A 13,755-nucleotide genomic window follows, 5' to 3' on the forward strand; every position below is an offset into this window, starting at 1 on the left:
CACCAAACCCCCACCCACCGACGACCCCCCCTACAACCTCACCGTCGACGCCGGCATCGAAGGCGCCCGCCGAGCCGGCACCAAACCCCCACCGTTCTGACAACTCGCCGCTGTTCGAATGGTGCGCGGCGGATAGGTTCGGACCCATCGCCTGGGTTCGACAGTGCCGAACGAACCTCTAGTCCACCGAATCCGATATAAGCCGGCCGCGCATTGTCGCCGCATTCGCCGAAATCGGCAGGCACCAATCGTCGATAACAGCAAACGGCTATCGCGGGAAGTCCGTCGTGGACCGAGTGTTACGGGGTGCAGAAGAACGGAGTGCAATCGATCGTCACCGGTATTACGCACCCGGAGGTCAGGGCGATAATGAGGGTCATCATCAAGAGAAGTACGAGTTTGGCGTTGCGATGTGACATGACTGAATCCCCTTCGCCCGAGTGACGATCCGAATGTGAATTCTGTAAGTGGCAAACGGCTGAAATGAATTGAAATCGGCGGAAGTTGCGTCAATTTTTTCACCAAAATCCATCCCCTTTGTGCAGCGTGTGAAACCAATGTCAGACAAAGCAAAACTGTCAAAATTAACCAACACACGTTTTGATCTTGAAAGGTAAAACCCGGCGTTGGTTATTGCAATGTTGCTAGGAATGCATCCCACCGTGAAACGCGGCCGTCAATTACCACGAGGAGAACGCGCATGCGGTTTCCACTCGCTCCGGACTCATCATCTTGCGGGCATGTCCGGGACGAAGATCCATCGTTGCTCGATGCCCCAACGGCGCGTCGAAACGCCTACCTCCCGAAGAGTTGGGCTCCCGACGCGCACTCGGCCGCGGCGAGTCGCTCACTATGCTCGATGCCATGGCGAGCGTGTTCACGAAGATCATCAACGGTGAGCTACCAGGCCGGTTCGTCTATGAAGACGACGACATCGTCGCCTTCCTGACGATCGCCCCGATCACTCAGGGCCACACGCTCGTTGTGCCCCGAGCCGAGATCGACAACTGGCAAGACGTCGAACCTGCGGTCTTCGGTCGCGTGATGGAGGTGTCCCAGCTGATCGGCAAGGCCGTGGTCAAGGCGTTCCCCGCCGAGCGGGCCGGTGTCATCATCGCCGGCCTCGAGGTGCCGCACCTGCACGTGCACGTCTTCCCCACCAACGATCTCGCCGATTTCGGGTTCGCCAACGCCGACCAGAACCCGTCACCGGAATCCCTCGACGAGGCCCAGGCCAAAATCAAGGCTGCGCTGGCTCAGCTGACCTGAGCCGCCACATCGGCGATGCGCGGCAAGCTGACCCTGAACGTGCACCCCTGCCCCGGCGCGGTGGTGACGTCGACCGTTCCGCCGTGAGCGAGAACCAGCGAGTCAACGATCGACAATCCCAGCCCGGTGCCACCGCTCGCCCGCGTGCGTGACGAGTCTGCGCGATAGAACCGTTCGAACACCCGCTGCGCGTCGTCTTCCGTCATACCCGGCCCCTCGTCGCACACCTCCAGCACTGCCCGATCCCCCGCGGTGCCCACCCGCACGGTGACCCCAGCGGTTTCGGGGGTGTGCTGAAGCGCGTTCGCCGTCAGGTTGCCCAACACCTGGCGCAGCCGCGCTTCGTCACCGAGTACCTCCGGGGTGCCGGGCCCCTCGAGCACCTCCAACCTGATAGCTCGCTTGGGGGCGATGGATCGCGCGTCGTGGACGGCGTCGGTGGCCAGCGTCAGAAGATCGACACGCCGGTGCTCGAGTGGGCGCTGCGCGTCGAGGCGGGCGAGCAGCAGCAGGTCCTCGACGAGCAGGCCCATGCGGCCGGATTCGCTCTCGATGCGGCTCATCAGCATCTCGACGTCGCGTGCCGCACCCTGGCGGTACAGCTCGGCGAAGCCACGGATAGTGGTCAGCGGTGTGCGCAACTCGTGGCTGGCGTCGGTGATGAACCGTCGCATCCGCTCCTCGGAATTGCGGGCTTGCTCGGCGGAGGCCTCCGAGGCCGCCATGGCGGTCTGGATCTGGGCGAGCATGCCGTTGAGCGCCAACGATAACCGGCCCACCTCCGTGCGCGGGTCGCGTTGGGGCACACGGCGATCGAAGTCACCCGCCGCGATAGCCGCCGCGGTCTGCTCGACTTCGACCAGTGGACGCAGGCTGCGGTGCACCACCGCATAGCCGACCACCCCAAGGACCACCAGCACCGCCAGTCCGATGCCCACCTGTGCGTAGATCAACTCGCGCACTGTGGTCTGCACGTCGGAGAAGTCGACGGCGACGGTGACGACCCCGTCCGGGCTGCGGACCGTCATCGCGCGCCACCGCACATCCGACCCGTTGAGCGAGCCGATGGTGACCGGTTCGGGGCCCACATCGTTGTCCGGCGGTAGCGCCGGTTCGGCGTCTCGGTCGTTCACGGCGATCCAGACGTGTCCGTCGGCGCCGACACCGCGGACATAGAAATTCGTCGGTGGCCGTGCGGGGTTGGGGCTTTCCAATGCGTTGTCGGCGCCCTGGCGCGGCGCCTGGGCCCACCCGCGCGAAGCATCGAGCAATTCCTGATCGACGCGGTTGCTCAGGGTGTGGCGCAGGATCGTCGTGACCGCCACGCCGGACGCGAGCAGACCGCACGCCACCAACAACAGGGTGGCCGCCACCAGCGCCACTCTCAACGGCACGCGTGCGGTCATCTACCCATTGTCGGCGCGCCCGCGGCCCTCCGTCGGGGTTGTCTGTTCTTCGCGCAAGCGCTCATCGGGTTTGTCTGTTCTTCGCGCAAGCGCTCATCACCGCGGCTCGCGCAACACGTACCCCACGCCGCGCAACGTGTGCAACAGGCGCTTCTCCCCCGTGTCGATCTTTCGGCGCAGGTAAGACACATAGGACTCGACGACGTTGACATCGCCGCCGAAGTCGTAGCGCCATACGTGGTCGAGGATCTTGGGCTTCGAAAGCACCGTTCCCGCGTTGATGATGAAGTACCGCAGCAGCGTGAACTCCGTCGGCGACAACGCGACCGGCTCCCCCGCCTTCCACACCTCGTGGGTGTCCTCGTCCAGTTCGATGTCGGCGAAGGTCAGCCGGGAATTGCGGGGCTCCTCGACGCCGCGTCCCGAACGGCGCAGGATCACCCGCAACCGGGCCACCACCTCCTCGAGGCTGAACGGTTTGGTCACGTAGTCGTCACCGCCGAGGGTGAGGCCGGCGATCTTGTCCTGAAGCGAGTCGCGCGCGGTGAGGAACAGTGCCGGCGCGTCGATACCGTCGGCGCGCAGTCGGCGCAGAAGCCCGAAACCGTCCATGCCGGGCATCATCACGTCGAGGATGACGGCGTCCGGACGTATCTCACGCGCCTTGTCCAGCGCGGCCGGTCCATTGGAGGCGGTGTAGACCTCGAAACCTTGGAACTTCAGGCTGACGGACAACAGCTCGACGATATTGGCTTCGTCGTCTACTACGAGGATCTTGGCCTCCGGTGCGTTCTCGGTTAATGCAGGCATGGCCACCTATTCACTGTCCGTCTGTCACCGGTGATGTTCCTGCCAGCAGGCTGTGTACTTCCTGTGAGTTCTCATCTTGCGCCGTCCATAGACTGAGGTGATGAACTTCGGTAAAGCGCTGACCGAAATTGCGACCGCACCGGCGCGGGCCGCCCTGGCGGTCGCCGACGCGGGGCTGGCCATGGCGACCGGGGCGGTGAGCATGGCGCAGCGCACGCTCGGCGAAGCCGCCGAGGGTGGGCCCGGATCGGCGTCTCTCGCCACCATGCTGGGCCTCAACGACGCGGTCGAGCGGGCGAATCGGTTGGCACGTCTGATGGATGACGACGCCCCGCTGGGCCGGGCCCTGGCACCCAACGGACCGCTGGACCGGCTGCTGCGACCGGGCGGGCTGGTCGATCAGCTGACCACCGAGGGTGGCCTGCTTGACCGCGTGACCGCGGAGAACGGCGCGGTCGCGAGGGCCGTGGCTCCAGGCGGGCTGGTGGACCAGCTGATGGCCGAGGGCGGTCTGGTGGACAGGATGACCACCGACGACGGTGCTCTGTCGCGGGTGATCGCACCGGGTGGGCTCGCCGACCAGCTGCTGGCCAACGATGGCCTCGTGGAACGGGTGCTGCGTGAAGACGGCGTGGCCGACCGCTTACTGGCCGAGGACGGCCTGCTGGACACGCTCACCGATCCAGACGGTCCGCTGCTCAAGCTGGCCGACGTCGCGGACACGCTCAACCGGCTCGCGCCCGGCCTGGAGGCGTTGGCGCCGACGATCGACGCGCTGCACGACGCCGTCGTGACGTTGAGTCAGGTCGTCAATCCGCTGAGCAATATCGCCGACCGGATTCCGCTGCCGGGGCGCCGGCCGCGAGCCCGGACCACGTCGAGGACGGTGACCTCTCGACGCATCATCGATGTGGAGGAGTGAACTCAGGCGTCGGCTTCGATCGTCTTGATCGCCGCTGACACGCTGTCCGGAGTCGGAGGTTGGTCTTCGGGCTGCCAACGCTGCAGCAACAGGACGGCCGCGCCGCGCAGCATCCGCACATAGTCGTCGACATCGGTTTGCTTGTAGGACTCGATGCGCTGGGCGATGTCGGGCACCAGCGGTTTGATGGCGGTGGCGATGCTCAGGCCGAGGCCCCCTGCGGTCGCGCCCTTGTCGAGCAGCGTCAGGAGTTGTTCGACCTCGGACCGCGTGAGGCCCGGGTACACCTGCGGGAAGTCGGCGAGTAGATCGTCCTTGACAGTCACGGGCAGCGGAGTTCCCCGAACCGACGACCAGATAAACTCGATGCCCGCAGGCCTCCTTAGCTCAGTGGTAGAGCACTCGCCTTGTAAGCGAGCGGTCGTCAGTTCAATCCTGACAGGGGGCTCCGATCATGAACGGCCCCAGCGCCCTGCGCCGTGTCGGTGTGGCGTCATAACGTCCGTCGTGTGAGGCAATGCCGAGCTTGCGGTTCAGCGCTCTCGAAACGCAGTCAGAAGGTCTACTGCAGTAATGCGTGTCAGGCGGCGGCGCGACGCGACAGCAGTACGGAGCGTTGGCTCGAATCCGGGGAGGCGTGGATCGATGGCCGCCGCGAACACTACATTCGGCGGTATCTCCTTGACGCCCAATCGGGTTGCTGCGCAATATGCGGCGGAACCGGCGTCTGGCTGGATCAACCGCTCGCGTTCGTGATGGACCACATCGACGGCGATCCGACGAACAACTGCCGGGAGAACTTGCGAATGGTATGTCCGAATTGTGATTCGCAGCTACCGACTTACAAGAGCAGAAACCGGGGCAACGGGCGCTTTTACCGTCGGCAGCGATTCGCCAAGGGTGAGTCTTATTGAATCAGCTCGCAGCGGCGAGGAATGATGCCTTGACCTGACTTCTCAACGTTTCCAACGCCTTTGCGAGCAGGCGCGACACGTGCATCTGCGAACAACCGATCTGCGCGGCGATCTGGCTTTGCGTCATGTCCTCGAAGAAGCGCAACGTCAGGACCTCACGCTCGCGTGCCGGAAGGGCCGCGATCAACGGTCGCACGGTTTCGACGTTGAGCACCTTGTCGAAGCCGGCGTCGTCGCTGCCGAAATTGTCACCTATGGACGCCGAATCGTCATCGCGCATCGCAGGTATGTCGGTCGACAGCGTCGAATAATTCGACCCGGCGATCGCCGCTTGCACCACCTGTTCGCGATCGACGCCGAGATGTTCGGCGATCTCGGTCGCAGTGGGCGCTCGCCCCAGACCCTGGGCCAGCTTGGCGGTCGCCTTGTTCACGCGCATCTGGAGGTCTTTGACGGTGCGCGGCACTTTCACTGCCCACGCGTGGTCACGGAAGTGCCGGCGGACCTCGCCCATCATCGTCGGTACGGCGAAGGACAGAAATTCCGCTCCGTTGTCGACGTCGAACCGATTGAGCGCATTGACCAGCCCGACCCGGGCTGCCTGCACGAGATCCTCGTGCGATTCACCGCGATTGCGGTAACGACGTGCGATGTGCTCGGCCAGCGGCAGACAGCGCGCACAAATGAGATCGCGTTGCCGGTGATAGGCGCTCGACCCCTCGTCGAGGGTCTTGAGGTGACGGAACATCTGTGTCACGTCTGAATAGTCGGAATTGGGTCCAGCCACGGGGTACGTCCGTCCCTAGAAAATGAAAGCGCGGCTCGCGGTTCTGAACCTGACTGACTCGTATACCCCTGTAATGACCAGCCGAAACGCGCTGACAACCCGACCTGGCTGCGGCGATGTGCACAGCGTTGTCGGCGGCTTCTAAGCTGCTGAACATGGACGTCTGGACCAGGAACAACATCAAGATCGTTGGCCGCACCAGCGGTCCGACGCTGTTCCTGGCCCACGGTTTCGGGTGCGACCAGAACCTGTGGCGACTCATCGTCGACAGGCTGCGGTCGCAGTTTCGCATCGTGTTGATGGATCACGTCGGCTCCGGGGCCTCGGACCCCAGCGCATGGGACAGCGCCAAGTACTCGTCGCTGGACGGCTACGCCGACGACATCATCGAAATTCTGCGTGACCTCGACCTTCGTGATGTGGTCTTCGTCGGGCATTCGGTGGCGGCGATCATCGGTGTGCTCGCGGTCATCGGGGAGCCCGACCGTATCGCCAAGCTCGTCATGGTCACTCCGTCGCCTCGCTACATCGACGACGACGGCTATCACGGCGGATTCTCGAGCGCCGACATCGACGAACTTCTGGAGTCCCTGGAGCTGAACTACCTCGGCTGGTCGCATGCCATGGCTCCGGTGATCATGGGTAATGCCGAGCGACCGGAGCTGGCCGAGGAACTCGAGGCGTCGTTCTGCCGAACCGATCCCGACTGCGCACGTGTCTTCGCCCGCGCCACGTTCCTGTCCGACAATCGCGCGGACCTTCCGAAAGTCTCGGTGCCCACACTGATCCTGGAATGCTCCGAGGACGCGATCGCACCGCCATCCGTCGGAGCCTATGTGCACCAACATATCTCCGGTAGTCAGCTGATCACACTCGATGCCACCGGCCACTGCCCTCACGTCAGCGATCCGGATGCCACGGCCCAAGCGATCGCCGCGTTCGCCCTCCCGACATGACCGGATTGGACGACCACTGGGAGAACGCGCCCACCGGCAACGCGATCGCCCACCCCGACGGCCGCATCATCCGCGCCAACGCGACACTGTCCGACTGGCTGGGTTACGACCGTAATAGCCTGCGCGGCAAGCTGATCACCGACCTGTTGACCGTCGGGGGACGCTTGCACTACGACACGCACTTCCGGGGGATGCTGCGAATGCTCGGGAAACTCGACGGCGTGACGCTTGATTTCCTGACCGCCGACGGAACGCGGCTACCGATATTCCTCACGGCCAACACGAAGTTCGACGCCGACGGGAACCCGGAGCTGGTGCGCATCAGCGCGGTCGACGCCAAAGATCGGCGATCGTACGAGCAGGAACTGCTCGCGCAGCGCGAACGGGCCGAAGCCGAGCGCAGTCGGGTGCAGGCGTTCGCCGAAACCTTGCGGCGTTCATTGCTTCCACCGCTTCTCGCACCGCCGCCGGGACTGGACGCCGCGGCCTACTATCACACCGCATCGGACGACGACGTCGGCGGCGACTTCTACGACCTGTTCCCGCTGTCACGCTCAACGTGGGGATTCTTCCTCGGCGACGTCGCCGGAAAAGGCGTCGACGCCGCGGTGGTCGCGGGGCTGGCGCGCTATGTACTCCGCTCGGCCGCGGTCGCCGACCACGATCCGGTGAAGGCGCTTCACATACTCAATTCGGTGCTGATGCAGGACCTCGAGATCGACGGCAACCGGCTGTGCACGGTGATCGACGGAAGCCTCACCATGAGCGGCGACGGTTTCGACGTGGCACTCGCCAGCGGGGGCCATCCGCCGCCGCTGCTTCTGTGCGCCGACGGATCGGCCTATTACGCCGACACCGTCGGTGGCCATGCGGCCGGAATCACCGATGACGCGCGGTTCGTAGCACACAAGTTCCACCTGGCGCCCGGGGACACCATGGTGCTCTACACCGACGGTTTGACCGAGGCGAACACCGGGATCGGCCATCAGCGCTACGACGACGAAGGGGCCCTGCTCGCCTTCGTCGACGTTCACGCACCCGCCACCGCGGACACCATCGTCCAGGCGTTGAAGGAAGTGCTCACGGGCTTCGGGCCTGGACTCAAGGATGACGCCGCGGTGCTTGCGCTCGGAGTGCCCGCAATCGCCTGATCAGGTCAGGTCTCGTCTGCGACGTCGTGGCGGTCCTGATGCCCGCCGGGGGCCTGCGGATCGTCGTCGCGGTGGTCCAGGTCGTCCTGCAGTGCCCGTTGTTCCTCGGTCGCCTTGGTGGCGTCGATCGGAGTGGCCGGCGGATCGTTCTGCGTTGACATTCGACATGGATGGACCGCTTGCTCTCCGACGAAACCCGGTGTGACCAGAAGTACATTGCTAGGACCCTAACTATTAGGCCACGATGGAGTCGTGTCCACGTCAATACCCGCCCGGGTCGACCCGCTCGCGCTCGAACAGCAAGTCTGCTTCGCGCTTGCCGTCACCCACCGAGCCGTGCTGGCGATTTACCGCCCGCTGCTCGAACCGCTCGGCCTGACCCATCCTCAGTACCTCGTCATGCTGGCGCTGTGGGACCACTACAAGACCGGGGAGACGGCGCAACCGCCCACAAAGCCGCTGTCGGTCAAGGACATCGCGAGCGCGCTGCAACTCGACTCGGCGACGCTGTCCCCGATGCTCAAACGCCTCGAGTCGCTCGGCTTCATCACCAGGACACGCAGCGCCGTCGACGAACGGGCCACAGATGTGCGGCTCACCGAGGAAGGTGTGCGGTTGCGACGCCGTGCACTGCAGATACCGCCTGCCGTCGTCGAGCGCCTCGGTGTCGGCCTCGATGAACTCGAATCTCTTCGCGACGTGTTGAACCGCGTGAACGCTGCCGCTCTCGCTGCGGGCGCACTCGACAACTGACAACTCAAGGAGGAACCGTGGCTGCCGCCCGCCCCAACATCGTTCAATACATCACCTATTCGTACGGACGCCGGCTTCCGGACTCCATGCGCGAATGGGTGGCACGCGACCTGGCCGGCCCGGGCGCGTTGCGCCGCCACATGATCCGGATGGCGATCCCACCCCTGTTCGTGCTGGCCCCGTTCTGGTTGCTTCCGGCATCGCTGTATGTACATCTGGAAATGACTGCGCCGATCTATATTTGGGCGATCCTCATGGCGCTCGCGCTCAACAAGATCTGGCGTCGGCACCGTCTCACCCAGCACGGGCTGGACCAGAACCTGGTCGACGAGATCAAGCGTAAGAAGGACGCGCGGATGCACGAGGACTACATCCGCCGGTTCGGCCCGCGTCCCGAAGAGGCGCGCTGGCAGCAGAACAGCAGCCCCTTCTAGCCACGCGGCGACGCCTAAAACAACAGCGTCTGTCCCAGGTAGCCGCCCGACCCGACGCCCGGCAGGATCGCGAACGTCGCCGACCCGATCGTGGTGATCCACTCGTTCAACGCATCGGCCGCGGCGAGCCGCCGCTGCACAGGTGTGAACTGCACGGCCGGATCACGTTGATACGCAGCGAAAATCAGCCCGCTCTCGGAGATACGACCGGCGGACGGCGCGTCGTCGTAGTTGTACGGCCGCCGAAGGAATCGCTCGTCGTCGCCGTGCGGCCGGGCCAGCGCGATGTGCGCGTTCGGCGGGATCACCGGTATGCCGTCCTCGGCCGCATCGAAGTCCGGCGCATCGTCTTCTCGGCTCCCGGTCAATGGGGCGCCGCTGTCGAGGCGACGGCCGACGCTGAGTTCCTTGCTGGCTCGGTCGAGTTCGTCCCAGGTGTCCATCTCGGCGCGAATCCGGCGAAGGACCAGAACAGTGCCGCCGGCGAACCACGGCTGATCGTCACCGTGGTCCCAGACGTGTCGACCGAAGCCCGCCTCGTCGACGATGTTGGCGGTCCCGTCGATCTGGCCCATCAGATTTCGCATGCTGTGCGCCTCCGAGCCCGCCGCTTGACGAAATCCGCTCTGCCGCCATCGCTGCCGGGTCATGGTGCGCACGTTCTTCAGCAGAACTCGGCTGGTGTGCGCGACGGTGATCGGGTCGTCAGCGCAGATCTGCAGCAGTAAATCACCGCCGCACCACTGCGGCTCGAGCCGGTCGGTGGCGAAGGCCGGCGGCTCGGCCACCGCCCGTGGGCGTCGATGCCCGAGCCCGATCCGGTCGAACAGACCCGGACCGACACCGACGGTGACGGTGAGCCTGGCCGGCCGTTGCGCCAGTTCGGGTTCGGTGTCGGCCAACGCCGGGGTGCCCTGAGTCAGCCGCTCGGCGTCCGACGTCCACAGTCTCAGCACGGCCGCCAGGGTTTCCCTCGGACTGCGGTGGGGCTGGGGTTCGAGGTCGAGTGCGACGAACAGCGCGTGCGCCTGCGGGGTTGTCGCGACACCTCCCTGATGTGTGCCGTGGAACGGTTCGACGGCCCGGTCGACGGCGTCGGCAGGGACGGCGGACTGGGCGATGCCGCTGTGGGTGAGCGTCGCCCCCGCCGCCACCGCGACGGCGCCGCCCGCGAGAAGACGACGCCGGTTGAGGTGAAACCGACCGTCCGCCGCACCCTCACCCATGGTCGTGGTGCGGCGCGGAACCGCCCGCGGACGGCCGGTAATCCTCGTTGGCGCCGGCGAAGTCGCGCACCTGGGCGGTCACCGGCAGCGTCGAGCCGTCCTCGAACTCCACGGTCAGGGTCACCTCGGAACCTGGCAGCAGCGGCTGTTCGAGGTCCATCAGCATCAGGTGATCGCCCCCGGGCACCAGGGCGTGTGAGCCCCCGGCGGGAACCACCAAGCCCCCGTCCTTAGGGCGCATCGTCTTTGCACCCGCATCGGAGGCCACTTCGTGCACCTCGACCCGTCCGGCCGCGTCCGAGCGTCCCGAGACGATCCGCGCGTCGTGATGTCCGGCGTTGGTGAACGTGCCGAACACCGCGGCCATACCGGTCTCCGCCGAACTGGCCCATTGATCGGAGAGCGTCACCTCCGAGGCCATCGGCCCTTCGTCGTGTTGGCCGTGTGTCGTGCACCCGGCGACGAGTATCGCGGCGCCGACAACGCACACAGCATGAGAGAAGCTGTCAGACATCGGCTTTCGCCTCCTCCGCCACGCCCCGCTTCTTGGCCGCTGCGACGATGAGATCGACGACCAGGAACGCGGCGAGGCTGAGGCCGAACAGCGGCAACGCCCAGCCCACCGCGACCGCGCCGATGACGAGCAGTGCGATCACCCCCGGGTGCATTCCACGCAGGACGCCCCGCAACGGCGGTCGCCCGGTCGCCCACGCCGAACCTCTCGTCGGCCTGCGTTGCCACCACATGAGGTAGCCGCGGACGACGATCGTGATCAATCCGATCGCGGTGAGCGCCAGCACAATCTGATTCACAACCCCGAACAACACACCCATGTGCGCGTCGATCGCCCAGTTGGTGAGTTTGGCCAGCAACGGCCAGTCGCCCTGATTCACCCGGTCGATGACGACTCCGGAATCGGGGTCCACCGAGACCGCGTCGTACCGGGTGGGCCAGTCCCGCTTGTTCTCCGCGACTTCCCAGCCTCGGCCTTCGCCGCTCGGCGGGTACATCCACATCGGGCCCGACAGGCCCGCGGCCAGGGCCGCACTCAACGCTGCGTCCGCACCGTGCGGCGCGGCGTCACCGCCGCCGATGACGGTCCCTGCGTGCTGGTGCCGGTGCCCCGCGTCGGTGTCGGCCGGCTGCACGAGTGCGGTGTCCACCGACGGCGCTGTGGTGTTCAGCCTTTCCTGCAGCAGATTGACCGTCTCACCTCCGTACCGCGACCAGGTGATGCCGGTGATCGACAGCCCGAGTAGCGCGACGATGCTCCAGACGCCCACGGCGCCGTGCCAGGACAGGGTGCGACGACGGTCCGTCTTGTCGCGGTCGGGAAGCGCGATGCGGCGCAGTTTCCTGCTGTCGCGGCGGTGCAGGTACCACAGCGCCAGACCCGCGAGCGCGATCACCCACAGCCAACTCGCCGCAAGCTCGCTGTAGTTGCGGCCCAGCGCACCGAGATGCAGGTTGCGGTGGAGTTCGTCGAACCACGCGCGAACCGGCAGCCACTGGCCGTACGTGGTCAGCGCGCCACGGATCTCACCGCTGTACGGGTCGACGAACACCGTCCGGGCGTAGTCGGGCGGCACGTCGTCGACGGCGAGCACGACGCGCGTGGTGTCATCGACCGCGACGGGCGGGCCGATTCGCTCCACCACTCCGTCGGGATACGCGGCGTGCACGGTGCGTAGTTGTTCGGTGAGGGGCAGTCGGTGCTCACCGACGTCATCGACGGTGACCGTCTCGCGGAAGGCAGTCTCGTCGATCTGGGGGATCACCGCGTACAACAAACCGGTGAGCGCGGCGATCAGAATGAACGGGCCGACGAAAACGCCGGCATAGAAATGCAATCGAAGGAGCAGTGGACGCACGCCGCGCTGACGCGGACGCGCGGGCGTGCCGAGGGTGGGGGTCGTTGTCATGAAATGGCGAACCTTCAGCCGGCGGCCCGGCGAGCGCACTCGACGAGCCGGAAATTGAGGTGACGGTGAATTACGTCGAAAGCCACGACGTCTGTCGCGGCCGATCTCGATGCGCGGCGGGGCTAAGCCGCCGTTGCCGACCTCAGTGGCGGAGCGCGCATGCCGAGCCCGTAACTGAACAGAACGGATTCGGCGACAACGGTTTTGACGACACGGTGCACCCGTCGTACGCGCGGGCGCGGGCCGGAGGTCGCGAATAGCCGCAACCACTGCAGCACCGACACGCAGACGACGTAGAGGTATTCGACGGCCGCGATCGCCGCTCCCAGGACGACCGCGGCACCGACGTGGGCCGCGACCATCGCGGGGGTCAACCCCAAAGCGGTGGCCGAGTGCACGTGCCCGCCGGCCACGACGAACGCCAGGTGGCCGAAGAACTGCGCGAGGCTCAGTGCGCCGACGACGCCGAGCAGCCGCGCATACCGGCCGTCGAGCCCGGGCCGCGCGACCGCGGCTCCCACCGTGGCGCACACGAGGACCGCGACGACCAGCGCCGATCCCCCGGGAAGTCGGCCCCCGGCGATGGTGTGCGCGGTCGCGGTCAAGAGGGCAGAACACGCACCGACCAGACCCCCGCGCACCCAACGCGCGCGCGACTTCGGCGTGTTCACGGGCCGAACTCTACCGCCGGCGCCGCGGGCTCACCCCTCGACCACCACACCCGCGGCGGCCTCCATGGGCTTCACCACCGCGGTGAAGTCGGCTTCGGCACCCTCGCTGGCCATCGTCGCCTCCCAGACCCGGGCCACGGCGTCGGCGAGTTCGGTCGGCAGACCCAGCGCCTTGGCCTCGTCGAGGTAGAGCCGGACGTCCTTGACCATCAGCCCCGTCGCGAAGCCGTAGTCGAACGAGCGGGGCAGCACCGCACGCGGGAACTTGTCCCGACTGGCGTGAGTGCCGCCGGAACCGGCGTTGAGGACGTCGATCATCACCCGGGCGTCGAGACCGGCCTTCACACCGGCCACCATCGCCTCGGCGGTGACCGCGAGTGTCGTCGCGGCGATCACGTTGTTGACCAGTTTCATCGTCTGTGCCGCACCGGGCTTCTCACCGACGAACGTCGCCCGCCCGAGGGTTTCGAAGAGCGGCGTGCACGTCTCGTAGTCGGCTCGCGGCCCCGACACCATGATGGCCAGCTTCCCCGC

The 13,755-nt window shown here is 66.0% G+C and carries 17 protein-coding genes and 1 tRNA gene; 8 read left to right on the forward strand and 10 right to left on the reverse strand.

What is annotated here, in order from left to right:
• Nucleotides 1-864 precede the first annotated feature (864 nt).
• The gene (locus tag AU197_RS17545) at nucleotides 865-1,269 is read left to right on the forward strand and encodes an HIT family protein (protein ID WP_064403992.1); all 405 of its coding nucleotides are present in this window, start codon (nucleotides 865-867) and stop codon (nucleotides 1,267-1,269) included.
• On the opposite strand, the gene AU197_RS17550 is transcribed toward AU197_RS17545, so the two are convergent.
• A complete protein-coding gene (locus AU197_RS17550; RefSeq protein ID WP_064403981.1) occupies nucleotides 1,257-2,675 on the reverse strand; it encodes a sensor histidine kinase in 1,419 nt (472 codons plus the stop codon). The genes AU197_RS17545 and AU197_RS17550 overlap by 13 nt on opposite strands.
• A 96-nt stretch (nucleotides 2,676-2,771) precedes the next feature.
• On the reverse strand, nucleotides 2,772-3,485 hold the full coding sequence (locus tag AU197_RS17555) for a response regulator transcription factor (RefSeq protein ID WP_197415581.1): 714 nt from the start codon (nucleotides 3,483-3,485) through the stop codon (nucleotides 2,772-2,774).
• A 100-nt stretch (nucleotides 3,486-3,585) separates the two neighbouring features.
• On the opposite strand from AU197_RS17555, the gene AU197_RS17560 reads away from it, so the two are divergent.
• Nucleotides 3,586-4,407, forward strand: a complete 822-nt coding sequence (locus AU197_RS17560; protein ID WP_064403983.1) for a hypothetical protein — start codon at nucleotides 3,586-3,588, stop codon at nucleotides 4,405-4,407.
• Between the two features lie 2 nt (nucleotides 4,408-4,409).
• On the opposite strand, the gene AU197_RS17565 is transcribed toward AU197_RS17560, so the two are convergent.
• Nucleotides 4,410-4,733, reverse strand: a complete 324-nt coding sequence (locus tag AU197_RS17565; RefSeq protein WP_064403984.1) for a hypothetical protein — start codon at nucleotides 4,731-4,733, stop codon at nucleotides 4,410-4,412.
• A gap of 50 nt (nucleotides 4,734-4,783) precedes the next feature.
• Here AU197_RS17565 and AU197_RS17570 point away from each other — a divergent pair.
• Together AU197_RS17570 and AU197_RS26085 are read left to right on the forward strand one after the other, a co-directional pair.
• A tRNA-Thr gene (locus AU197_RS17570) sits at nucleotides 4,784-4,855 on the forward strand.
• Nucleotides 4,856-4,916: 61 nt separating this feature from the next.
• On the forward strand, nucleotides 4,917-5,321 hold the full coding sequence (locus AU197_RS26085; RefSeq protein WP_082696727.1) for an HNH endonuclease signature motif containing protein: 405 nt from the start codon (nucleotides 4,917-4,919) through the stop codon (nucleotides 5,319-5,321).
• Between the two features lies 1 nt (nucleotide 5,322).
• On the opposite strand, the gene AU197_RS17575 is transcribed toward AU197_RS26085, so the two are convergent.
• Nucleotides 5,323-6,108, reverse strand: a complete 786-nt coding sequence (locus AU197_RS17575; RefSeq protein WP_082696728.1) for a SigB/SigF/SigG family RNA polymerase sigma factor — start codon at nucleotides 6,106-6,108, stop codon at nucleotides 5,323-5,325.
• A 155-nt stretch (nucleotides 6,109-6,263) separates the two neighbouring features.
• Here AU197_RS17575 and AU197_RS17580 point away from each other — a divergent pair, with 155 nt between their 5' ends.
• Both AU197_RS17580 and AU197_RS17585 read left to right on the forward strand, forming a co-directional pair.
• On the forward strand, nucleotides 6,264-7,064 hold the full coding sequence (locus AU197_RS17580) for an alpha/beta fold hydrolase (protein ID WP_064403986.1): 801 nt from the start codon (nucleotides 6,264-6,266) through the stop codon (nucleotides 7,062-7,064).
• Entirely contained in the window at nucleotides 7,061-8,215 is a 1,155-nt protein-coding gene (locus AU197_RS17585; protein WP_064403987.1) for a PP2C family protein-serine/threonine phosphatase, read from the forward strand. The genes AU197_RS17580 and AU197_RS17585 overlap by 4 nt, the downstream gene beginning before the upstream one ends.
• A 5-nt stretch (nucleotides 8,216-8,220) precedes the next feature.
• Here the strand turns inward: AU197_RS17585 and AU197_RS26490 are convergent, their stop codons facing one another.
• A complete protein-coding gene (locus tag AU197_RS26490) occupies nucleotides 8,221-8,376 on the reverse strand; it encodes a hypothetical protein (protein ID WP_197415582.1) in 156 nt (51 codons plus the stop codon).
• A 91-nt stretch (nucleotides 8,377-8,467) separates the two neighbouring features.
• Between AU197_RS26490 and AU197_RS17590 the strand changes: the two genes are divergently transcribed.
• Nucleotides 8,468-8,968, forward strand: coding sequence for a MarR family winged helix-turn-helix transcriptional regulator (locus AU197_RS17590; RefSeq protein ID WP_064403988.1), 501 nt, complete (start codon nucleotides 8,468-8,470; stop codon nucleotides 8,966-8,968).
• A 17-nt stretch (nucleotides 8,969-8,985) separates the two neighbouring features.
• Entirely contained in the window at nucleotides 8,986-9,402 is a 417-nt protein-coding gene (locus tag AU197_RS17595; protein WP_064348016.1) for a DUF5313 domain-containing protein, read from the forward strand.
• 14 nt (nucleotides 9,403-9,416) lie between these two features.
• Here the strand turns inward: AU197_RS17595 and AU197_RS17600 are convergent, their stop codons facing one another.
• The 5 genes from AU197_RS17600 to AU197_RS17620 all read right to left on the reverse strand — a co-directional run.
• A complete protein-coding gene (locus tag AU197_RS17600) occupies nucleotides 9,417-10,628 on the reverse strand; it encodes a Dyp-type peroxidase (RefSeq protein ID WP_064403989.1) in 1,212 nt (403 codons plus the stop codon).
• The gene (locus AU197_RS17605) at nucleotides 10,621-11,142 is read right to left on the reverse strand and encodes a copper chaperone PCu(A)C (RefSeq protein WP_064403990.1); all 522 of its coding nucleotides are present in this window, start codon (nucleotides 11,140-11,142) and stop codon (nucleotides 10,621-10,623) included. The genes AU197_RS17600 and AU197_RS17605 overlap by 8 nt, the downstream gene beginning before the upstream one ends.
• Complete coding sequence (locus AU197_RS17610; protein ID WP_064403993.1) at nucleotides 11,135-12,550, reverse strand: PepSY-associated TM helix domain-containing protein; 1,416 nt, start codon at nucleotides 12,548-12,550, stop codon at nucleotides 11,135-11,137. Before AU197_RS17610 ends, AU197_RS17605 begins: the two co-directional genes overlap by 8 nt.
• 122 nt (nucleotides 12,551-12,672) lie before the next feature.
• Entirely contained in the window at nucleotides 12,673-13,221 is a 549-nt protein-coding gene (locus AU197_RS17615; RefSeq protein ID WP_064403991.1) for a hypothetical protein, read from the reverse strand.
• A gap of 30 nt (nucleotides 13,222-13,251) precedes the next feature.
• Nucleotides 13,252-13,755 (reverse strand): NAD-binding protein (locus AU197_RS17620; protein ID WP_156434461.1); only part of this gene is annotated, 504 nt, incomplete at its 5' end.

The sequence above is a fragment of the Mycobacterium sp. IS-1590 genome (assembly GCF_001500025.1).
Classification (GTDB): Bacteria; Actinomycetota; Actinomycetes; order Mycobacteriales; family Mycobacteriaceae; genus Mycobacterium.